Below are 21,489 nucleotides of genomic sequence, written 5' to 3' on the forward strand. Positions count from 1 at the left end.
GACCGTGAGGTCAGCCCCTTGAAAAATTCGCCGCCGCCTTGCCTGCACAAAAAATTCTATCTTTTCACCAACGCCCCGCCCAAGCACAGCCCCCTTGCTCACGCCATGGACGTGCAAAGCCACGCCCTGTCGCTCGCAATGGCTACGCTTTTTGCTCTTGCTGTGTTTTGCAAACAAAACCATTTACCAAAAGTTGTTTCTTTCGCTGTACTCATGAGCTACCCTAAAGCCGACGGCAGTCGCGAGCGTAGCGAGCCGTGGAGTGAGGGCGGAGGGCGAAAGCGGCTAGGCCGCTGAAGCATCTCCACGAAGCCCGAACGGAGAAAGGGAGACGGCAGTCGCGAGCGTAGCGAGCTGTGGAGTGAGGGCGGAGGGCGAAAGCGGCTAGGCCGCTGAAGCATCTTCACGAAGCCCGAACGGAGAAAAGACCGGGCAAATGCCACATAACTGAAGCAAGGAGCTACCACAGTGTTTGATAAAAAGCAGGCTGTTACTGGTGCATTCGGGTTTACAGGTGGTTATATTGCCCGGCAATTGCTGGAAAAAGGGCAAAAGGTGGTTACCCTTACCAACTCCCCCCAGCGCAACAGCCCGTTGCAGGGCAGGGTGGAGGTGCGGCCCCTGAGTTTTGACGATGTGCCCCGGCTGGCGGAAAGCCTGCGCGGGGTTGAGGTGTTGTATAATACGTATTGGGTGCGCTTTAACCACGGGGAAAGCACTTTTGCCAATGCCGTGCGCCAGTCCCTTGCCTTGTTTGAAGCGGCAAAGCTAGCCGGGGTAGAGCGGGTGGTGCACATTAGCATTGCCAATGCCAGCACCGACTCCCCTTTTGAATACTACAGCGCCAAGGCCAGTGTGGATTACGCCCTCAAGGCTTCCGGCCTGTGCCATGCCATTGTGCGCCCTGCCGCCCTGTTTGGGGCCGGGGGCATATTGCTGAACAACATTGCCTGGGCTTTGCGCCGCCTGCCCGTGTTTGCCATGTTTGGCACCGGGAAGTACCACATGCAGCCTGTGTTTGTGGAAGACCTTGCCAACCTTATGCTGGCCCAGGGTTCTTTGCGAGAAGATACCGATGTGCTGGCCCTTGGGCCGGAAGATTTTATGTACAAAGACCTGGTGGCAACCATTGGCAAGGCCATTGGCTGCAACCGCCGGGTAATGCACCTGCCCCCCCAGCTTGGGTACCTAGGGGCCAAAGCCATTGGCTTTTTGATGCGCGACGTGTTCGCCACCCAGGAAGAAATTGGCGGGCTCATGGCAGACCTCTTGCACGTGCCCGGCGCTGCCCCCACCTGCCCCACACGCTTTACGGACTGGCTTGCCAAAAATGCCGACTCCCTTGGCCGCAGCTACGGCAATGAGCTGGGGCGGCGGCGCGATAAGACCAAAAGGTATTAAGAAGGAGATTTTTGGGGGAACCAACAGGGCTTGAAGCCCTGATGGTTCCCCCAAGCCCCCTCCTTTACCCCATTTCTCTGCTCGGTCTTTGGCACCTGCTTCAAAAAGTGAGTAACGGCGTCAAGCAAAAAGCGCAGCACTTCATCTATATGGAGGTAGTCACAATGGAAGCGACACTGCAAGGAACACAGGCATTGTTACAGCACCTTGGCCTTGGGGAAGAACCCTTTGGCGTGCATTACACCAACACCAAACCGGAAAAAGCCTTTTGCCCCAAGCCCGGTGTGCCCATTTCCCGCGCGTTGGAAGAAGAGGGCAAGGTGAACATGCAGGAAGTGTTTGGCTGCTTTTCCTGCATTATTGGCAACATTTGGCTGGCTCGGAAAAAGCACTGCGCTGCCTTTATTTCAGAGGAAGAATACGGCTGCCCCGGCGGTATATTTTACAGTGCCATGCAAAAGCCCAACGTGGCGTTCATTGAATATTACGTTACCACGGGCATTCCCGGCACCCCGATTCATGGGGAGCGCTACCTGCCCTCGCCGGAGGCCATGCGCCAATTCCTGGCACAGGTGAACCCGCCCAAGGCCCCGGCAAAATACTGTGTGTTCAAGCCTCTTTCCCAGTTTACGGAAGCTGAACAACCGGATTTTGTCATTTTCTTTGCCCGGCCAGAAGTGCTCACAGGCCTGTTCACCCTCACCAGCTTTAGCACGGGTAATGTAGATTGCGTGGCTAGCCCCTTTGGGGCAGGCTGCACCAACATTGTGGGCTGGCCCCTGCATTACCGGGAACAAGGCGTGGAAAAAGCCGTGCTTGGCGGCTTTGACCCTTCCGCCCGCAAGTTCCTGAAAACCGACGAACTCACCTTTACTGTACCCCTTGGCCTGTACCGCAAAATGCTGGCTGCATTGCCGGAATCCATGTTCAACCAACAAGGCTCTTGGCCTGAGGTGCGCAAGAAGGTGGCGCGCAGTGGTGCCGCTTGGGGTGAGACAGAATAGGCGGAAACGTAAATGCGGGCTTCAAGGGCATAATGTCCTTGAAGCCCGCGTCTGTATTGGTAGGATTTTCTTTTACGCTGAATGAATGTCTAGGAAATGCTTAGTTTTTCGTTTGGCAAGGCACGAGCTTTTTTTGAGGCGGGTGCTGGGCTCTTTGGCCCTGCCCCGCCGCAAAAAAAGCGAGTAAGGCCGCCAAACGGAATAACTTAGCGTTTCCCTACTTCCACCCATATGGGGTTGGTCACAGCATAGCGCCCCTTTGCGTCCTGCACCACCACGTTATACCACGTGTCTTTTGCCGGAGTTACTTCCAGGGCATAGGCCACGGGTTCTTTGGTGCCATTCAGTTCCTGGGTAGCTACTTCCTTGCCTTCTGAGAACACGGTGACTTTTTTCAGGCCGTTCACGGCTTGCAGTTCCATGGTCAGGGGCAGGGCTTTGCCTGCGGCAACATGCTGGGTGCTGCCAAACATGCTTGTGGTTGCCGGGGTAATAATGGGCCCCATGGTGACATAGCTATGGCCTTCCTTCATGGCCTGCATGAATGCCTTGGCGTTCACCGGGCCTTCCACATGGGCATACAGGCGAATAATGCCGGGGTACAGGCCGGAAGTTACGTCATGCTGGTCGGAACCGGAGCTCAGGTACACCTTTTTGCCCTTGTTCCAGTATTCCATGGCCGCGTCCAGGGCGCGCTTGTCCATGTTTTTGGGGTCTTCCAGCTTAATGGTGGACTGCAATTCCAGAAAGTCGAAGTCTTCGCTGCCAGCGTCAAACCCGCCCTTTACTCCGCTGCGGTTGTTCAGGAAGCCGTAGTCGGTGAAGGGGTGGTGCATCACCACCAGGGCGTTCTGGTCGTGCCCGGCCTTAATGATTTCTGCCGGGGTAAGGTTGGGGGAAATGGGCTTTTGGGAATAGTCCACACCCAGAATGCCCCAGTGGCCCCAACCGGGGGAAACTTCCAGGTTGGAAAGGAAGGGCAGGCCGCCTTCTTTGGCAAAGCCCTGCATGGCGGCGTTGTTGGCAACCGAGTCGTGGTCGGAAATGGCGTGCAGGTTCAGGCCAGCGGCCAGTTGCGCCTTATACAGTTCCTTCACAGGGGAAGCGCCGTCGCCAATGTCGGAATGCTGGTGAATGTCGGCATTGTACCAGTTACGGCTGGCAGGGTTTATGAGGGTGGGAATAACCACGTTTTCCGTTAAGGTTTCACGCGGCTTGAGGCGCTTGGTAACCACCACAGGCAGGCTGGTAAAGTCGTGCCCGCGGGTTACGGTAAAGGTCACATCTGTTTCCGGCGCGGCAACATCAAAGGCCACGGTGCTGGTTTTTGGGTCTAAAAGAGAGCGGCCAAACATTGCCTTTAGGGGGAATGTTTGGCTGGATAGTATGGCTGTTTTGTGTAGATGAAGTGTTACGGTAAATGGGTTTTGCCCCTTCCCCTACAAAACTACCTCCCCCTCTCTTACGGCACCTGTTTCCCCAAAAAGCGCAGCATGCCGTCCAGAATGGTATAGGGGTGGGGGGGGCAGCCGGGAATGAACAGGTTCACGGTAAGGTGGGCGGGTGCGCCTTCACCTTCCGCTTCCAGCCCGCTGAACAACCCGCCGGAAATGGCGCAGGCCCCCACGGCCATGACCAGTTTGGGCGGGGTTACGGCGGTGTAGCATTTTTGGGTGGCAAGCTGCATGTTGCGGGGCAGGGGGCCGGTAATGAGCAGGCCGTCGGCATGGCGGGGGGAGGCCACGTAGTCTATGCCGAAGCGCGGCAGGTCGAACACAATGGTGCCCAGCACGTTGCAGTCGGCTTCGCAGGCGTTGCAGCCCGCGGCGGAAACTTCGCGCAGGCGGCAGGAGCGGCGCAAGCTTGGCAGCATGGGGTGGTCAAAGGGCTGCACCTGGCTGGGCACCGGGGCATCCGCTGGTTCAGGGCTGGGGAACACCCAAAGCCCTTGCCGGGTGGAAGAAGCCAAACGGTATTCTTTGGTAAAGGTCAAGGCGCTTTGGGGGCAGGCCTTAGCGCACTTGCCACAAAAGGTGCAGCGGCCCATGTCCAGCCCAAGGGTGCCTTCTTGCAGGGCAAGGGCCTGGGTGGGGCACACTTCCATGCAGGCGGTGCAGCCTGCATTGGCAGTGCATGTGTGGGCGTTTATGTGGGGCCTGCCCATGAAGCGCTCCGAAAGTACAGGATGGGCACTTGGGTAGGGTACAGTACGGTATTGTTGGCGCAGTCGTTCAGCAATGGTTTGGAGCATGGCGAATTTTCCTATGGGTGCCGCGAGAGTTGTGTTCTCGAAATAGTAATAGGGATACCCTAGTTGAAGGGTATTGAGGAAACGCGCAGTTTTTTCGTTTGGCAAGGCGTGAGCTTTTTTGGGAAGGGCGGGTGGGTTCTTTGGCCCTGCCCCCTTCGTAAAAAAGCGAAACAACGTAGCGAAACGTAAAAAATGCGCGTTTCCCTAAAGGTCGTGCCCGCAGTAAGACAAATTAAAACTCTTGTTACACAGGGGGAAGTCGGATATCTGCTGCCCGCGCAGGGCCATGGCAAGGCCTATCCAGTTATGGAAGGAAGGGTCCATTACCTTGTACCGGGCAAAGTTCCCCTGCGCACCTGTCATGGCAACGTGGCACACCTCGCCGCGCCAGCCTTCCACCAGGGCCACGGCAAGGGTGTGGGGGGCCAGGGGGGGCGTGTTACTGCACCCTGGCGTGGGGTGGGAATACACTTCCCCTTCTGGCAGACTTTGCAGCATGCGGGTAATAAACGCCACAGACTCCTGAATTTCTTTGTGGCGCATGGTGGCTCTGGCAAAAACGTCACCTGCTTGCAGGGTGTGGGTGTGCAGGTCGTGCCCGCGCATGCCCGGCAAGGGGTGGGTGGAGCGTGCGTCGCACGGTAAGCCGCTGGCCCTGGCAGCAGGCCCCACAAGGCCCAGGTCGCGGGCTGCTTTTTCCGGCACAGTGCCAATACCCATCATGCGGCTGAGCACTGAACCTGTGCGCCACATAAGGTTGGCAGCACCTTCCACATCTTTGGCAGCCAGGTGCAGGCGCTCCACCATGGTGCGGCACAGGGCGGCGTCTGCTGCCACTGCCGTGCCGCCGGGGCAGACAAGGTTGCGCCCAAAGCGGTTGCCGCAGAGCAGCGCCGTAATGTTCAAAAAGTCGCCGCGCAGCCTGCCGCAGAAGGCAGATGTGGGCAGGTAGCCAATGTCCCCGGCCAGTGCGCCCAGGTCGCCTGTGTGGTTGGCAAGGCGTTCCAGTTCCAGGGCCACAGCCCGCAAGGCCTGCCCGCGCGGGGCCACAGGCAGGTGGGCCAGGGCTTCAATAATGGTACTATAAGCCCAGCTATGGCCAATGGTGGTGTCGCCTGCCAGTGTTTCCATAAAGGGCAGGGTGCGCTTGGTTGGGCCGCCTTGCAGGGCCTTTTCAATGCCCCGGTGGTGGTAGCCCAGGGAAATTTCCAGGTGCATTACCACTTCACCCTGGCACTGAAAGCGAAAATGCCCGCATTCAATAATGCCCGCATGAATGGGGCCAACAGCCACCTCATGCACGTCCTCGCCCGTAACGGTGAAAAAGTCGGCTATGCCAATGGCGGGGCCGTGGGGCGTGGCCGGAAAGCGCACGGGCTTGAGCCACGGGTGCCCTGTGGGTTCAATACCTGTTTCTTCATAGAGTTCACGCTCAAACAGGTGCAGGGCTGGCATGGCGGGGGTAAATGCCGGGTATGCTTGCGGGGCCGGGGTGGCTGCCACGGCAAGGGAATTTTCTGCATCACGGGCCAGCACGGCATAGAGCATGCGCGAGGTGCGGTTGTTCTGGGAATCATTTTCCTGCGGGCCAGCAAAGAACGCACACACACGGGCCCTGTTGTGCAATTCATCCGTAAGCCATTGGGAAAACTCGCCTATGCCAAGGCTAGGAATGGAGTGCACGGGAACGCTGGTGCCGTTCATAAGGGTGATGTGGTTTGCCATATATGTTCCCTAAAAAGGCCAAAAGGAAAATGAAGGAGCCTGCCCTGCCACCGTAGCGGCTGCGCCATGGAGAAACTTACTTATCCATGGCGGCTGGTACAGGCCCAGCATAAGGCACCCGGCCAGCAGCATAGCGGAAGGGGCTACGCTCCACAGGCCTTCTTGCTGTGGGGGCACGCCTTCCTTGGTGGCACCAAAGGCCATGTGCAGGCAGGCCGTTGCCATGCCCGCAAAAATAAGGCCAAGGCACACAAGGTAAATAACAGGCACATACCACGCCGCGCTGCCAAACATGGCCCGCAGAATAGTGAATTCGCTGGTGAACAGCCCGAACGGCGGAGCCCCTGTAAGGGCAAGGAACCCGGCAAGCCACAGCGGCCCGGTGCGGGGCAGGGTGCGGAGCACGCCGGAAACCTGCCTGATAACCTGGGTGTGGTAGGTGGCCAGCACGTTGCCTGCCAGCAAAAACATGGCGGCTTTGGTAAGGGAATGGCAGAGCAGGTGCAGCATGCTCCCGAATGTGGCCATGCCCCCAATGCCCACGCCAAGAGCGAGAATGCCCATGTGTTCCACACTGGAATAGGCCAGCATGCGCTTGAAATCGGTTTGGCCCAGAATGAATAGGGCCGCTACCACCATGGAAAACAAACCAAATAGGACAAACAGTTCTCGGCTGAAGTCCCCAAACCCGGCGGCAACGCTGAGTTGATGAATGCGCAAGATTCCCAGAAAGGCGCAGTTAAGCAGGGCGCCGGAAAGCAAGGCAGAAACCAGGGAAGGGGCTTCGCTATGGGCGTCGGGCAGCCAGGTGTGCATGGGGGCCAGTCCCATTTTGGTGCCATACCCCACAAACATAAAAATTAAGGCTGCCTTGAACCACTGGGCGTTTACTTTGCCAGCGCTTGCCAGCATGGCGGGCATGGTCATGGGAATGTCTGCATGGGCGGTGGTTTGCCATGCCACATTAAGCAGAAAGTTCCCTAGCAAGGCCAAAGCAATGCCCACGGAACAAATAATAAGATATTTCCAGGTGGCTTCCAGGGAGCGCTGGTGGCGGTGAAAGTAAATGAGCGGGGCGCTGGCAAGGGTGGTGGCTTCCACTGCGGCCCACATCAGGCCCAAATGCTGGGAAACGGCCACCAGGGTGGCAGCGCCAAGGAACAGGAGCAGGCAGGCGGTGAAAATGGCTTCCGGCACGTTGGCAAAATGCAGCCGGGCCCGGAATGCCGCGTGGTCGTGTTCCCCTTCCCGGTGAAAGTACCCCACAGCATAGCAGGAAGCTGCCAGAAACAGCCCGGCAGTGGCGGAAAGCACCAGCAGGCCGGGGGCGTCCAGGGCCAGCACACCCCACAGGGGCGGCGGCGGGGTGAGCCAGCACAGGGCCACCAGAATAAACTGGGCCAGGGCCGTGCCCACCAAAAGCACGCGGCGCAGTTTGTGGCCATGAATAAAAAATGCGGCTCCGCCAGCAAGAAAGGGCAAGGCAACAAGGGCGGCAAGCATGGCTATTCCCTTAATGCGGCTATTTTGTCCACATCGGTGGTGTCAAACGCCTGGTTCAGGTGGTAAATGGCAAGAATCATAATGAAAATGCCCACAAAAATATCCAGCAGAATGGTGAGCTCCAGCCACATGGCCCCATCATGCGCCAAAGGAACGCCCAGCAGGTAAATGCCGTTTTCCATAACAAGGTAGCCCAATACCTGGGCAAGGGCCTTGCGCCGGGTGACCAGCAGGAGCAGCCCTGCCAGAATGGTGGCAAAGGCCGGGGCAAAAAAAGCCAGAAACAGAGGGTTGGCAGGGGGGGGCAGGTGGTTTGCCAGCCACAGGGAAAAGGCAAACCCCACCACCCCGGCCAGCACGCAGCGGTTGTGCCCCATGTAGGGGGGCAGGGGCGGCGTGGGGGGCAGGGTGTTGTATACCCGCTGGAACATCATGGGCAGGGCCACAGCCTTGATGCCTAAAAATATCACGGCCAGGGTAATGCCGGACCACGTAAGGGGGCTGCCCAGCAAAAGGGGCATAAGCCCCAAGGCAATGCCCTGCACCGCCAGCAGGCGAATGGCGGTGGGTAGGCGCTCTGAAGCCAGCATGACAACGTTGGTGATGAGCACAAGGCCAAGGGCAGCCACCAACCATGGGGAAGACGGAATGAGAACTGGGGGCGGCGGCGCGTCAAAAAGATATTGGGTAACAGCGGTTAGGGCGGACGTGGTAGTTGCATCGAGTATGGGCATGGGGCACCGTTACCTTACGCTGAGCAGGCAGGCCAGGGCGGCGAACGCCCCTGCCAGGGTAATTATTTGGGGCACGCGCATAAGGCGCAGGCGGGCCATGACCGATTCCACAACACCAATAGCCACCACCACCGCCAGCACCCCGGCCAGGGAGGCCGCTAGGGAAGCGTACTGGTTTTCCAGGCTGGGCAGCAGCACCCCGCTGATGAGGGCGGCAAAAAACCACAGTTTCAGGGCCGCGCCGTATTCAATAAAGGCCAGTTCCACTCCGCCGTGGTCCAGCACCATCACTTCATGAATCATGGTGAGTTCCAGGTGGGTGTTGGGGTCGTCTGCGGGAATGCGGCAGTTTTCCACCAGGGTGACAAAAAAGAAGGCCACGCTGAGCAGAATAAGCACGGGCCAGTCGTTGCCCCAATTGGCCCCGTAGGCCGGGGAAAGCATGAAGGAAAGGGAATAGGTTCCGGCAATAAGGCCAAGGGGCATAAGCCCCAGCAAGAACACAGGTTCCGCAAGGGCGGCAAAGGCCACTTCCCGGCTGGCCCCCATGCCTTCAAAGGCAGAACCTGTATCCAGCGCGGCGGCAACGGTGGCAAAGCGGCCCATGGCCAGCAAATAGGCGGCCAGCAAAAAGTCGCCAGTAAAGGCAAACAGGGCTTTGTTGCCTGCAAAGGGCAGCAGGCACAGGGCCGTTGCCGTGGCGGCAAGCCCCACCACAGGCCCGGCGCGAAACACCCAGGAACTGGCAGTGGGGTACACCGCGCCTTTCTGCAGCAGCTTGGCAATGTCGTAATACAGTTGCAGGTAGGGCTTTCCCATGCGGCCGCCAAACCGGGCTTTTACCCGGTTAATGATGCCCGCCAAAAGCGGGGCCAGAACTAGCGCAAGAACAAGATGGAAGGCTGCCATAATTACCTCATTTTCCAGGCAAGCAGCACCACAAGGGTGATGAGAATATACAGCACATACACGTTAAGCCGCCCGTGCTGCATGTGCTTGGCCCACAAGGCAGCGCGCAGGCACAGGCGGGCAAGGCGGGCATACAGCCCGGTTTCCACCCAGTCTGGGGTGGTGGTGCTGGCCGTGGCCGCGCTGGGGAAGTAGTCGGTTATGGTGGGGGTGGTGTTTTGCTGGCGCAAAAAACTGCGCATAAACACTGCCATAGGCTGGGAAAACGAGGCGGCGGTGTATTGCATGCGCGGTGTGGGGGCGCTATAGCCGCAGTCCCAGGTGGGGGCTATGGTCACTTCCCGCTTGCGCAGCAACCAGCGGCGCAGCAAGAGCAGCCCTGCCACCAGGGCGGCAAACAGCGCAAAGCCCGTGTTAATGTGCAGGAGCAGGCCAGGCATGTCATGGGAGGATATGGGGGCGAGTTTGAATTGAGATACGTAGCTTAACGACTTACGATAGCTGTCATCAATGACACTCCACAGGCCCAATTGCCAAAATATATTGCTAATAACATTTAATGCCATAGGCACAGCAAGCCCACTGCCCACACACAGCCCCCCCAGCACCCACAGGGTGGCCCGTTGCAGGGCGGGCGGGTCTTGCCCCAACTGAGTGGCCGGGGTGCGTGGGTTGCCGGAAAACACCAGGGAATAGACGCGGGTAAAGCTGACCACCGCCAGCCCGCCTGCCATGGCCAGCACAAAAAGCCCGCCCCAGTAATACATGCCGGACTGGGCATCAAAAGAACCGCCAAGGGCTAGAGCCACATACAGCACAAATTCACCGGCAAATCCGTTCAGCGGCGGCAGGGCGCAAATGGCAACTGCCCCCAGGGCAAAAAAGGCGCTCACCACGGGCATGCGTTTGCCAAGGCCCCCCAGCAGGGTAATGGTGTCTGTGCCTGTGGCGCGCTCCACTGCATCGGCTGCCAGAAACAACAGGGTTTTATACAGGCTATGGTTGAACAGGTGCAGGAGAGCGGCGATATAGCACAACAGCGCGAGGTTTGGCTGCGAACTGTAGAGCTTGGCCCCAAAGCCCAGGGCAAGGCACACAATGCCCATGTTTTCAATGCTGGAATAGGCCAGCACGCGCTTAATGGAAGGCTGGGCCAGGGAAAAGAGAATGCCCAGCACAATGGAAATGGCCCCTGCCCCTATCAAGAGTTCAGCAAACAGGAAGTTGGTGTATTGAAAAAGTGCCAAGGTGCGTATGAGGCCATAAATACCGCTGGTGCTCAGTGCCCCGGCCATGAAGCCCGCAATGTGCCCCGGAGCAGCCGGGTAGGCCCGTGGCAGCCACACATGCATGGGCATAAGCCCTGCCTTGGCCCCAAACCCCACAAAGGCCAGCAGGGCCAGCAGAAGTTCGTTGGGGAGAGGGGGAGAAAGCAGTGTTTTGGTTGCGGCTATTGGGGCAATGAACGAAAACATACCGAAAAGATTATTAAAATCCGCAAAGGCAAGGCTACCCCCACTGTACGCAGAAAGCAGGCCGAAAAAGGCCAGCAAACACAAGGCCCCAAGGTGGGCAGCAATCAGGTAGTACCACGCGCCCTTGCGCACAGCGCCTTGTTCATGGTGCAGGGAAAGCAGAAAAAACGGAGCCAGGGACATTATTTCCCAGCCCATAAGGAAGAGGAAAGCATCTGCTGCGGTGAACACCACCACCAGCCCGGCAGTGAGCATGCTGTAAAAAAACCAGTGCAGGCCAAGGTGGTGGGGGGAATCGTTCTGGTTCAGGGTGCTTGCGCCATACACGGCGCATACGGCGGAAACAATGAAGGTGGGGAGTAAAAAAAAGGCCCCTAAACCATCCAGATGGAAGGTAAAGGAACCAAGGGGCAGGGAAAAAGCAGTCAGGGTTACTTTGTCAGCCAGTGGGCCAAGCCAGAAGCCGTGGTGTTCTATGCTGGGGGTATTGATGGCTAACAGCGTTTGCCCCGCGCCCGCAAGGCCAGCGGCAGCGGCAGCAAGGGCTGTGGCAGCGCCCACTTTGCCAGCTACTGGCCCACGGCCTGCCAGCAAGGCCAACAGGCCCCCGGCAAAAAGTATTCCCAGGGCAACAAATATGAAATACATCCCAAACCTCCCCTATGCCAAGGCGCGTTTTTGCGAGAGAATTCTTCACGGCGGGTTGGGGGCACGCAAACGCATGCAGGCTTTCTGCAAACAAGCTTAGGGCACTATAGCTTTGCCTGTGCAGGAAGCCCTTTATTCCTTTGGTAAGCCGTGTTAGGGTAACAGTGTTTCCCTTTTTTGCTCAATTTGCGAGCATACCGGGTTCTTTTTGCCTCGTCAACGCTATGGCAGGCTTTTACAGGAGGGGATTATGCACGGATTTCAGATTTCGTTTTACACCCAGCAGGGGCGCAGGCACAAGCACATGAGCATTGCGGAATGGCTCATGCAGGAAGCCAAATCGCTGGGAATTGCCGGGGCAACGGTTACAGCCGCTCAAGGTGGCTACGGGCGCGATGGCTTATACTGTTCCAGCCATTTTTTTGAGTTGGGGGACCAGCCCGTGGAGGTAAGCCTGGCGGTGAATGCCACCCAGGCAGACCAGCTTTTTGCCAGAGTAATAGAAGAAAAAGTACCGCTTTTTTATATAAAAACGCCCATTGAATTTGGTATTATCGGGGAAGAGCAGGAATAAAAGCGCCTGATGCGGGGGACGCGCAGGTGCAGCCTAGCGTCAGAGTTGTATGCAACTACATTGATGTTCCTTTTGCCCTTTTGCCTGCACCACACAAAGCGAGCAACGAATGATTATTGAACATTGTTTTTATTCCCATATTTCCACTCCGTTGGGCATGGCCCTGGGGGCCACAGCGTGTGTTCCTGCCCATACCATACTCCAAGCCGCGCATGAAAAAGGCGCAAGTGAAGCCCCCCCATGCGATACGCATACAGTGCCTATAGCTGATAACGCCCCGGTTGAGGCGGTGGTGGGCTTCTGGTTTATGGGGCAGCGCCATTTCCCGAAAATGGGGGAAGGGTGGGTGGAAGATGCCAGCCGCCCCATGCTGCTGGCGGTGCAAGCCTGGGTGGCGGCCTATTTGACCGGGGTACGGGAAGCTCCGTACTTTGCCCTTGCGCCGCAGGGCACGGCGTTTCAGCAAGCGGTGTGGCGCATGCTGCTGGCTATTCCTTACGGAACGCTCACCACATACGGTGCCATGGGGCAGCAACTGAGTGCCACTATGGGCGGGAAAAGAATGTCTGCCAGGGCCGTGGGCAGTGCCGTGGGGCGTAACCCCATAACCCTGCTTATTCCCTGCCACCGGGTGGTGGGGGCCGGGGGCAAGCTTACCGGGTTTGCCAGTGGGCTGGAGAATAAAAAAGCCTTACTGGCGCTTGAACACGCGAGCTTTTTACAATAAATTTATTGATTTCTACTACTACTCTTTAGGCTTGGCGTGCACTACAAAAAAGCGGGTGACGTTACGTTCCGTGTCCTGAATATTCTGGCGTAAAATGGTCAGGCCATAGCGGGGGGCACCGTGGGCACCGCCAATAGCGGCGGTGGTGGGGTCTTGGGCGGCAAGGCGCATGGCTTCGGCATTGCTGGTCACGGCGCACTGTTCAATGCCGGGCATATTGTTTTTCAGCCATTTGTGGCACTGCATCAGGGAAACTTCATGGGAGTAGATGCGCTTGATTTCTGCCATGGAGCTGGCGCGGGAAAGCAGGCACTGCTCAATGGCCAGGGCAATGGAATCCACAATGGTCAGTACGTGGCGGGCCATGGCCCCGGACGTTTCCCGAATTTGGCCTGCCAGGGAATTTTCATAGGGCACCACGCCAAAACCGTCACGGGCGGCGGAATCAATAACCGCGCCGATGGATTCTGTGGGTATGCCGTGCATGCGTTCCCCAAAATAGTTTATGGCTGCCTGTTCTGAATAGGTGCCAGCAGGGCCGAGGTAATAGACATTGGGGTAGTCGCTGGCGGGGGAGCCTTCCGGGGTGGGGGCTGGGGCAGGGCATGGGTGTTGGTGCACAAAAACTCCGGGAAAAAACACTGGGCAGGGTAACGGGGGACAAAACAAAAAGGGCACAGGACGCATTGCACACTGCAAATATCAGCCTTTTGGCATCATGCAGCGAAGCGCAGTGCAAGTCAAGGCTGGGGTGGGCGCTTTTCTGCTCGACCATGGGGCATTTATTTGGCATTGTTGTTGCGGACGTGTTGCAGAATATGCCGCAGGCCATTCCCTCGCTCTTTCGACCTTTAACGTGCAGGAAAATACCATGCGTTACCTTGTCATCCCATCCTCCCTTCAGGGCAGCGGCACGGTGCCCAGTTCCAAATCGCACACTATGCGTGCGGTATTGTTTGCCTCGTTTGCCAAAGGCCAAAGTATTATTCATAATGTATTGCCTTCGCCAGATGCCGTGGCCATGGTGGCGGCCTGCCGGGCCTTGGGGGCTGAAATAGTTGAGCAAGGCTCCACTTTGACCATTCAGGGTGTGGGTGGGTGCCCGCGCCCGCCGCAGAATGTGATTGATGTGGGCAACTCCGGGCAGGTGCTGCGCTTTGTGGCAGCCCTGGCAGCGCTTATGCCTTATTATACCGTGCTTACGGGCGATAAATCTATTTGCACCATTCGGCCCATGCAGCCCCTGCTGGAAGGGCTGACCCAGGCCGGGGCTTTTGCGGTTTCCACTAAAGACGACGGCAAAGCCCCCATTGTGGTGCGCGGCCTTGCCCGCGCCGCTGCCCTGGAAATTGACGGTAGCGACTCCCAGCCTGTTTCGGCCCTGCTCATGCTGGCCGCCTTCCTGGAAGGTACCACCACCATTACCGTGCGCAACCCCGGTGAAAAACCGTGGATTGGCCTTACCCTACACTGGCTGGATATGTTTGGCGTGCGCTATACCAATGACAATTTCTGCCAATATACCGTTACCGGGCCCACGGCCTTTAATGGCTTTACCTACACCGTTCCGGCAGACTGGAGTTCCGCAGCCTTCCCCATTGCGGCGGCGCTGGTTACGCGCAGTGAAATGACGCTGGAAAATGTGGATTTTGCCGACCCCCAGGGGGACAAGGGCGTGGTGGAAGCGCTGGAAAAAATGGGCGCTCAGTTCACGCGGGAAGAAGGGGCCAAGCGCCTGCGGGTGCATGGCGGGGTAGCCCTGCACGGGGCAGAGCTGGACGTGAACACCATTATTGACGCGGTGCCTGTGCTGGCGGCCGTGGCCTGTTACGCTTCCAGCCCCACAACCATTACCGGGGCTGCCATTGCCCGGCAAAAAGAAAGCGACCGTTTGCACGCCATTGCCACAGAGCTTGGCAAAATGGGCGCACGTATTGAAGAACGCCCCGACGGCCTGGTTATTCACCCTGCCCCCCTGCACGGGGCGCACACCACCAGCTACCACGACCACCGCATTGCCATGGCCTGCGCTGTGGCAGGGCTTGGGGCATCTTCCCCCACCACGGTGCATGACGTGGCCTGCGTTGCCAAAAGCTTTCCGGGGTTTGCGGGCATTATGCAGGGGCTTGGAGCAAACGTGGCAGAAGTGACGGGGGAAGATGCGTGAGCATTGTCCTTATTGGCTTTAAATCCAGTGGGAAAAGCACCCTTGCCGCAGCTTATGCCCAGCGTGTGGGTAATCCCCTTTTAGATTGCGACCACCTGCTGGAGCAAGCGTGGCAGCAGGAAACAGGCGAGTTTGCCTCGTTCCGCGACATTTACCGTACCGTTGGGGAACAGGCGTTCCGCCAGCGCGAAGCGGCTGTGCTGCAATCGTTGGCAGGCAAGCAGGCAGCAGTTGTGGCCACAGGTGGCGGGGTGGTGCATTGCCCCCATGCCCCGGAACTGCTGCGGGCCATTGGTCTGGTGGTGTTTGTGGATACAGCCCCCCAAGTGGTGGAACGCCGCCTGGCTGGGGTAAATTCCCCCCTGTTTGCCGACGGGCGTTTTATGGATTTGTATGCCCAGCGCAGGCCGTTGTACCTGGCTGCGGCAGACGTTGTTTTTACCATCTCCTGTGAGGAAGGCCCGGCGCAGCTTGCGGCCCGCCTCCAAACCCAACTGGAAGCATTGCACCATGGCGCATAACCGATTTGGCACACTGTTTTGTTATACCACCTGGGGGGAATCGCACGGGCCAGCCGTGGGCGTTGTTGTGGACGGCTGCCCCGCAGGCTTGCCCCTGGACGATGCCCGCATAAATGCCGCCCTTGCGCGGCGCGCACCGGGCAAGTCGCCCTATACCACCCCGCGCAAGGAAGAAGATAGGGGCCGTATTCTTTCCGGCGTGTTTGAAGGGGTTACCACCGGGGCACCCATTAGCATTGTGGTGGAAAATGCCGACGCCGACTCCACCAAGTATCAAGCCGTAAAAGACCTTATGCGCCCAGGCCATGCCAACTTCACGTACCTGCACAAGTACGGTGTGTTTGACTACCGCGGCGGTGGGCGTGCTTCTGCCCGTGAAACCGTGGGCCGTGTAGCGGCCGGGGCTGTGGCAGATGCGTTGCTGGAACCTTTTGGCATTCGGGTGGCTGCCTACCTTGAAGAAGCCGGGGGCGTGGCAGGCCCCAAGGCCCCTAGTGTGGCCCACATTGTGGAGCATACAGCCCACAGCGGCATGTTTGCCATTGATAGAACTGCAGAAGAAGCCATGGGCCGTGCCATTTTAGACGCCAAAGACGCAGGCGATTCCGCAGGCGGGGTAGTGGCCTTTTTGGCAGAAGGCGTGCCCCCTGGTCTTGGCGAGCCCGTGTATGGCAAGCTGGACGCTCTGTTGGCCCTTGCCCTTATGGGAATACCCGCCGCAAAAGGGGTGGAAATGGGCCTTGGTTTTGCGGCGGCTGCCATGCGCGGCACAGCGCATAATGATGCTTTTATTACCGAAAACGGCAGCATTACCACTGCCACCAACCGCGCTGGCGGGGTGCTTGGGGGTATTAGCACAGGGGCACCGCTGTATGGGCGCGTTGCCTTTAAGCCCACAGCCAGTGTGGAAGCCCCGCTGCCTACAGTAGACGTGAATGGCACTGAGGCTACGTTCCAGTTGCCCGCAGGGTCACGCCACGACCCGTGCGTGGCAGTGCGGGCTGTGCCGGTGGTGGAAGCTATGTGCCGGGTGGTGCTGGCCGATGCGCTCTTGCTGCAACGGGCCAGGGCTATGAATGAGCAGGGCCTCTTTCCCCTTGGCAGCCCTTGGAAGCCTTAGAGAAACACTGATTTTTTGCTCTCAATTGTGTTTGGTTTTGGGCGTGGCACGTTGATACCACTCGGTATCACTGAGTAAATGGTATTTTGGGAATGCTCAGTTATTTCGTTTGGCAAGGCACGAGCTTTTTTTGAAACAGGAGTGGACTCTTCCGTCCTCGACTGTTTCAAAAAAAGTGAAGTAACGCCGCCAAACGAAATAAATCAGCGTTTCCTGAGGGGGAAGTAATGCTGGTAGGCGTCATTCAAGAAAAAACCATTGCGGCAGTGGCCCAGCGGCTGGCAGCGCTGCCCCCGGTGTTTGACATGGTGGAGCTGCGCCTGGACGCCCTGGAAGAATTTCGGGTGCAGGATGTGGCGAGCCTTGTTTTGCCCTGTCCTGCATTGTTTACGCTGCGCCCCAAGGGGCAGGGCGGGGCCTTTGCCGGGAGTGAAACGGAGCGTTTGGAAGGGTTGCTTGCCCTGGCAGGGCTTGCCCCGGCCTACATTGATGTGGAATACGACACCCCGCCGGAGTGGATAGCCCGCATTGCGGCAGCCAGCCCTGGCACGCAGCTTGTGCTTTCCTGCCACGACTTTTCCCGCACTCCGGAAAATTTGGCGGCTATGCTGGCCCCCATGCGGGCTGCGGCCCCTGGTGCGTGGTATAAAATAGCCACCATGGGGCACTCCACTCTGGACGCCTTGCGTATGCTGGTGTTTTGCAAGGAATGCCCGGACCCGCTTATTGGTATTGTCATGGGGGAAGACGGGGCCAGCACCCGCGTATTAGGGCCTGTGGTGGGGCCGGGGTTTTCCTATTGCCCGGTTACGGAAGCTTCTGCCCCAGGGCAGATAGATGCCACCACCCTGGCAGAAGTGTATAACTTTAAGTCGCTGAATAAAGAGACCAAAATATACGGCCTGCTGGGCGACCCGGTAAGCAAAAGTGTTGGGCACCTGTTCCACAACCGCCTGAACCGGGAAACCGGGGAAAATGCCGTGTATGTAAAGTGGCGGCTGGAACCGGGAGAGCTGCCGGAAGCCGTTGGCTTGCTGCGCCGCCTTGGGGTGGCTGGCCTGAGCGTTACCATGCCCCTGAAAGAGCACATGATGCCCCTGGTGGATAGCCACGATGCGGCTGTGCATGCCATTGGTGCCCTGAATACTGTTACAGTGGAAGGCGGGCTGTGGCATGGGCATAATACGGATGGCCCCGGTGCCTTGCGGGCGCTGCCCATGCCCCTTGCCGGAAAGCGCGTGGCGGTGCTGGGGGCAGGGGGCGCTGCCAAAGCTGTGATTTATGCTGCACAGCAAGCCGGGGCAGAAGTCCTGGTGCTGAACCGCAGTGTTGCCAAGGCCGCAGCCTTTGGGGTGCAGGCCTTGCCCCTGGAAGCCCTGGAAACCCTGGCAGAGCGGCAATGCCACGTTGTTATTAACGCGTTGCCCATACATGTGGCCTTGCCGCTTACGGCCCGTTCGTTTGTACCGGGTTCTGTGGCTATGGACATAACCTACATGGCTGGTTCTGTTTTCCTGGAAACCGCTAAACAGGCAGGCTGCCAGTGTGTGGAAGGCACAGGCATGTTCCAGGAACAAGCGTTGTTGCAGCGCCGCATTTGGGGCCTTGGTTGCGTATAGTGTTTTGAATAAACCTGTTTTTATTTGTTTTTGCTCAATACAATGGCAGTTCGTGCGTACAGCTCGGGCTGCCATTTTGTAAGCGTTTGTCGGGTTGGGGCTGCCTGCAATAATATGTCCTGTACTCTTTTGTGGAAAAGAAGTATCAAAAAAGAAGTAACATAGAGGACATCCAGAACTATATTCTTACGCATGAGAACAATCATGAGACACCGCCGCTTTTCCATATCCCTCCAGTTTGCGGTTCCTGCCACTATCACACTGTGTTTATTCATTGTTGCTTCCGGGCTTTTGTTTCAGGCCCATCGTGGCATGCGCTACAGCATACTTACTGCCACAGGTGTTTCTGTAGAGTATCTGGCAGACGCCCTGCGCCAGTCCTTTCATGCTACAGTGCAGCCATCCAACACGTCTTTGCGTGTGTTGCGTTATTCTGCCATAACCCGGGCAAAAACGCATGAAGAGCGTATGCTGTCGGTTCCGGCATTAGCGGAATTGCTTTTGGCTAACCCCATTAGTAATGCCGTGTATGTGGGCTACGCTACAGGGGAGCTTTTTTCGTTACGGCAGCTCCTTACATCGCATTTACACGAACCGGATGAGCCGGAAGGGGCTGCTTATGTATTGCGCTCCCTTGTGTTGGATGACTACGGAAATATTGAGGAAATACGCCTTTACCTGGATTCGGACCTGCAAGTGATGGTAGGCATGCCGTCCTCGCGTGCCTCCATAGACCCTTTGACCAGACCCTGGTTTCTGGCAGCTATGGAAGCCAATGGGGCGGTTATTACGACACCTCCCTATGTGTTTCATTATACGGGGGAAATTGGAGTAACCCTGGCAGAACGGGCTGGTGCTGGCGATGCTGTGGTGGCATTGGATATTACCACCAGGGACCTTACTACCCAGTTGAATAAATTGCAGGTAACACCTGGCACCCATATGGCCCTGGTGGACGAAGCAGGCCACCTTGTGGCCCAGGCCCATGACATAATCAAGGAGCCTTTGACGACTGAAGAGTTCCAACTGCGCACCATAAGTTCATCTAGCTTGCCCATGCTTACCCACCTGCTTGCCACAGAACTGCCAATGAACACCCTTATTCCCTTTGAGCAAGGCGGTGTTGAATGGTTTGGTTTTCTTTCCCCGCTTACAGACACAGCGGAAAGTGATTTAACATTGCTGGTGGCCATTCCGGGTAATGAACTGTTTGCCAAACTGTGGCAAACCCTGTGGGACCAAATGCTGTGGACAAGCGCTGCCGTGGTGTTGTGCCTGCTTATAAGCTGGAAGTTTGGGCGCGATATTGTGCGGCCCCTTCAGTTGCTTACCGGGCAGCTTTTGTCTTTGCGGCGGTTTGACTTTTCTGCCCCCATCGGTGTTTCCACTGTGCTGCGTGAAGTGCAGGAAATGGGACGCATGCTGCGGGCCATGACCCGCGCCATTCGTGGCTTTCTGGCTATTTCAGAAGCCTTGAATAAAGAACAAAGCCTGGAGCGCATGCTGGAAAATGTGCTGCAAGAGTCACTTAGTATTGTGCGGGGCAGGGGTGGCGCCATTTATTTGTATGATACAGGCCTAAATGCCCTGGACCTTGCCACAAGTGAAGGGGGCGAGTTTCAGGCGCAACTGCTTCTGCCCCCGGTTATGTTCAGTGATGCAGAACTGGCCAGGCACCTGCGCCAGGAACTGCACGGCACCTGCAACGTGACGTTGCTACGTAGCCGGGAAAATGAACTGGTGGGGGCGCTATGTGTTATTCGCACCCCTTCCCAGCATGAAGAAGAAAGCCAGGCATTTGCTACGTTTATGCAGCAAATTTCCAGTTCTGCCGCTGTGGCGGTGGAAACTCGCAAGCTTATGAATGCCCAAACAGCTATGCTGGAAGGGGTTATTCGCCTTGTGGCAGATGCCATTGACGCAAAGTCGCAGCACACCGGGGGCCATTGCCGCCGGGTGCCGCGCCTGGCCCAGTCGTTGCTCGATGTTGTTAAGCAAACACCCAATACCCCTTTTGCCCCCTTTACCATGAGCAGGGCACAAGATGCAGAATTCCAGGTGGGGGCGTGGCTGCATGACTGCGGGAAAATTACTACCCCGGAATATGTGGTGGATAAAGCCACTAAGCTGGAAATGATTCGTAACCGCATTCATGAAATACGGTTGCGGTTTGAAGTGCTGCACCGCGATGCCGAGATTCAGCGCCTTGAAGCCATGGTGGCGGGTATGCCGGAAGAAGAAGCTACCCTGGCCTGCCAGGCGTTGCAGGAAGAGTTGCAGGATGAATTTGCCTTTGTAGCCCAGTGCAACATTGGCGGCGAATTTATGCACCCGGAAGATGAAGAGCGCCTGCGCACCATTGCCCGCCGGGAATGGTTGCGCTTTTTCAACGACCGCCTTGGCCTTGGCCACGAAGAAAGTGACCGGGCGCGGCAAGACGGCAGGCACGGTGCTCTGCCTGTGAAGGAACGGCTACTGGCAGACAAACCTTCCCACCTGGTGCGCTGGCGTGAAGGGCTGGAGCCCCCGGTGCAGGCAGGTGACCCCCGCAATATTTGGGGGTTTGATATGGAACTGCCGGAATATATGTATAACTATGGGGAAATTTATACCCTGAGTGTGAAACGGGGTACCCTGACCGCCGAAGAACGCTTCAAAATTAATGAACATATGGTGCAAACCATTTGTTTGCTCTCCAGCTTGCCCCTGCCGCAAGACATGCAGCACGTGCCGGACATTGCCGGGAACCACCATGAAACCATGGACGGCAAAGGGTACCCGCGTAAGTTAACGGGCAAAGACATGAGCGTGCCTGAACGGGTAATGACCATTGCCGATGTGTTTGAAGCGTTAACGGCTTCTGACAGGCCCTATAAAAAAGCCAAAACCCTGCACGAAACGTTTTCCATTATGCAACGCATGGTGCAGAACAACCACCTTGACCGTGATCTGTTTAACCTGTTCCTGGAGTCTGGTGTGTTTCTTGAATATGCCAGTACCAACCTGACACGGGCGCAACAGGATGTGGTGGATGTGACACCGTTTTTGGTGCCACCCAGTGAAGGTATGGGGGAAGAGGTGGCGGTGTAGGGGGGAAGGGGTTGTCGCGGA

The 21,489-nt window shown here is 57.5% G+C and carries 17 protein-coding genes; 9 read left to right on the forward strand and 8 right to left on the reverse strand.

The genetic code is table 11. The annotated features are described in order from the left end of the window. Positions 1-468 precede the first annotated feature (468 nt). Both G497_RS0113370 and G497_RS0113375 read left to right on the forward strand, forming a co-directional pair. The gene (locus tag G497_RS0113370) at positions 469-1,401 is read left to right on the forward strand and encodes an SDR family oxidoreductase (protein ID WP_027188521.1); all 933 of its coding nucleotides are present in this window, start codon (positions 469-471) and stop codon (positions 1,399-1,401) included. 164 nt (positions 1,402-1,565) lie between these two features. Beyond that, positions 1,566-2,405 (forward strand): DUF169 domain-containing protein, encoded by an 840-nt coding sequence (locus G497_RS0113375; RefSeq protein ID WP_027188522.1) that lies wholly within the window; start codon positions 1,566-1,568, stop codon positions 2,403-2,405. Between the two features lie 206 nt (positions 2,406-2,611). Here the strand turns inward: G497_RS0113375 and G497_RS18290 are convergent, their stop codons facing one another. The 7 genes from G497_RS18290 to G497_RS18295 all read right to left on the reverse strand — a co-directional run bounded on the left by G497_RS18290 (position 2,612) and on the right by G497_RS18295 (position 11,650). Next, positions 2,612-3,760, reverse strand: coding sequence for a CehA/McbA family metallohydrolase (locus G497_RS18290; RefSeq protein ID WP_051258133.1), 1,149 nt, complete (start codon positions 3,758-3,760; stop codon positions 2,612-2,614). A gap of 107 nt (positions 3,761-3,867) precedes the next feature. Continuing rightward, on the reverse strand, positions 3,868-4,656 hold the full coding sequence (locus tag G497_RS0113385) for an NADH-quinone oxidoreductase subunit B family protein (RefSeq protein WP_027188523.1): 789 nt from the start codon (positions 4,654-4,656) through the stop codon (positions 3,868-3,870). A gap of 204 nt (positions 4,657-4,860) precedes the next feature. After that, positions 4,861-6,381 carry a hydrogenase large subunit gene (locus tag G497_RS0113390; RefSeq protein WP_027188524.1) on the reverse strand — a complete coding sequence of 507 codons (1,521 nt, stop codon included), beginning with the start codon at positions 6,379-6,381 and terminating at the stop codon, positions 4,861-4,863. Between the two features lie 9 nt (positions 6,382-6,390). After that, positions 6,391-7,884 carry a proton-conducting transporter transmembrane domain-containing protein gene (locus G497_RS0113395; protein WP_027188525.1) on the reverse strand — a complete coding sequence of 498 codons (1,494 nt, stop codon included), beginning with the start codon at positions 7,882-7,884 and terminating at the stop codon, positions 6,391-6,393. 2 nt (positions 7,885-7,886) lie between these two features. After that, positions 7,887-8,618 (reverse strand): NADH-quinone oxidoreductase subunit K, encoded by a 732-nt coding sequence (locus G497_RS0113400; protein WP_051258134.1) that lies wholly within the window; start codon positions 8,616-8,618, stop codon positions 7,887-7,889. Positions 8,619-8,627: 9 nt separating this feature from the next. Then, positions 8,628-9,527, reverse strand: coding sequence for a respiratory chain complex I subunit 1 family protein (locus G497_RS0113405; RefSeq protein ID WP_034637993.1), 900 nt, complete (start codon positions 9,525-9,527; stop codon positions 8,628-8,630). 2 nt (positions 9,528-9,529) lie between these two features. Further along, positions 9,530-11,650, reverse strand: coding sequence for a proton-conducting transporter transmembrane domain-containing protein (locus tag G497_RS18295; RefSeq protein ID WP_051258135.1), 2,121 nt, complete (start codon positions 11,648-11,650; stop codon positions 9,530-9,532). 250 nt (positions 11,651-11,900) lie between these two features. On the opposite strand from G497_RS18295, the gene G497_RS0113415 reads away from it, so the two are divergent. Further along, positions 11,901-12,224: a DUF190 domain-containing protein gene (locus G497_RS0113415; protein ID WP_027188528.1), complete on the forward strand. Its 324-nt coding sequence runs from the start codon at positions 11,901-11,903 to the stop codon at positions 12,222-12,224. 109 nt (positions 12,225-12,333) lie between these two features. Next, complete coding sequence (locus tag G497_RS0113420; protein ID WP_245576395.1) at positions 12,334-12,951, forward strand: methylated-DNA--[protein]-cysteine S-methyltransferase; 618 nt, start codon at positions 12,334-12,336, stop codon at positions 12,949-12,951. Between the two features lie 18 nt (positions 12,952-12,969). Here the strand turns inward: G497_RS0113420 and G497_RS18300 are convergent, their stop codons facing one another. Further along, positions 12,970-13,572: a prephenate dehydratase domain-containing protein gene (locus G497_RS18300; RefSeq protein WP_169727009.1), complete on the reverse strand. Its 603-nt coding sequence runs from the start codon at positions 13,570-13,572 to the stop codon at positions 12,970-12,972. A gap of 250 nt (positions 13,573-13,822) precedes the next feature. Between G497_RS18300 and aroA the strand changes: the two genes are divergently transcribed. The 5 genes from aroA (at position 13,823) to G497_RS18315 (ending at position 21,468) form a co-directional block, all read left to right on the forward strand. After that, positions 13,823-15,118 carry a 3-phosphoshikimate 1-carboxyvinyltransferase gene (gene aroA, locus G497_RS0113430; protein WP_027188530.1) on the forward strand — a complete coding sequence of 432 codons (1,296 nt, stop codon included), beginning with the start codon at positions 13,823-13,825 and terminating at the stop codon, positions 15,116-15,118. Continuing rightward, the gene (locus tag G497_RS18305; protein ID WP_051258137.1) at positions 15,115-15,639 is read left to right on the forward strand and encodes a shikimate kinase; all 525 of its coding nucleotides are present in this window, start codon (positions 15,115-15,117) and stop codon (positions 15,637-15,639) included. Before aroA ends, G497_RS18305 begins: the two co-directional genes overlap by 4 nt. Further along, entirely contained in the window at positions 15,629-16,759 is a 1,131-nt protein-coding gene (gene aroC / locus G497_RS18310; protein WP_051258138.1) for a chorismate synthase, read from the forward strand. Before G497_RS18305 ends, aroC begins: the two co-directional genes overlap by 11 nt. Positions 16,760-16,986: 227 nt before the next feature. Then, positions 16,987-18,378, forward strand: a complete 1,392-nt coding sequence (locus tag G497_RS0113445; RefSeq protein ID WP_027188531.1) for a type I 3-dehydroquinate dehydratase — start codon at positions 16,987-16,989, stop codon at positions 18,376-18,378. 312 nt (positions 18,379-18,690) lie between these two features. Beyond that, positions 18,691-21,468, forward strand: coding sequence for an HD domain-containing phosphohydrolase (locus tag G497_RS18315; RefSeq protein ID WP_169727010.1), 2,778 nt, complete (start codon positions 18,691-18,693; stop codon positions 21,466-21,468). Positions 21,469-21,489 lie beyond the last annotated feature (21 nt).

This window comes from Desulfovibrio cuneatus DSM 11391, from assembly GCF_000430005.1.
Classification (GTDB): domain Bacteria; phylum Desulfobacterota; class Desulfovibrionia; order Desulfovibrionales; family Desulfovibrionaceae; genus Frigididesulfovibrio; species Frigididesulfovibrio cuneatus.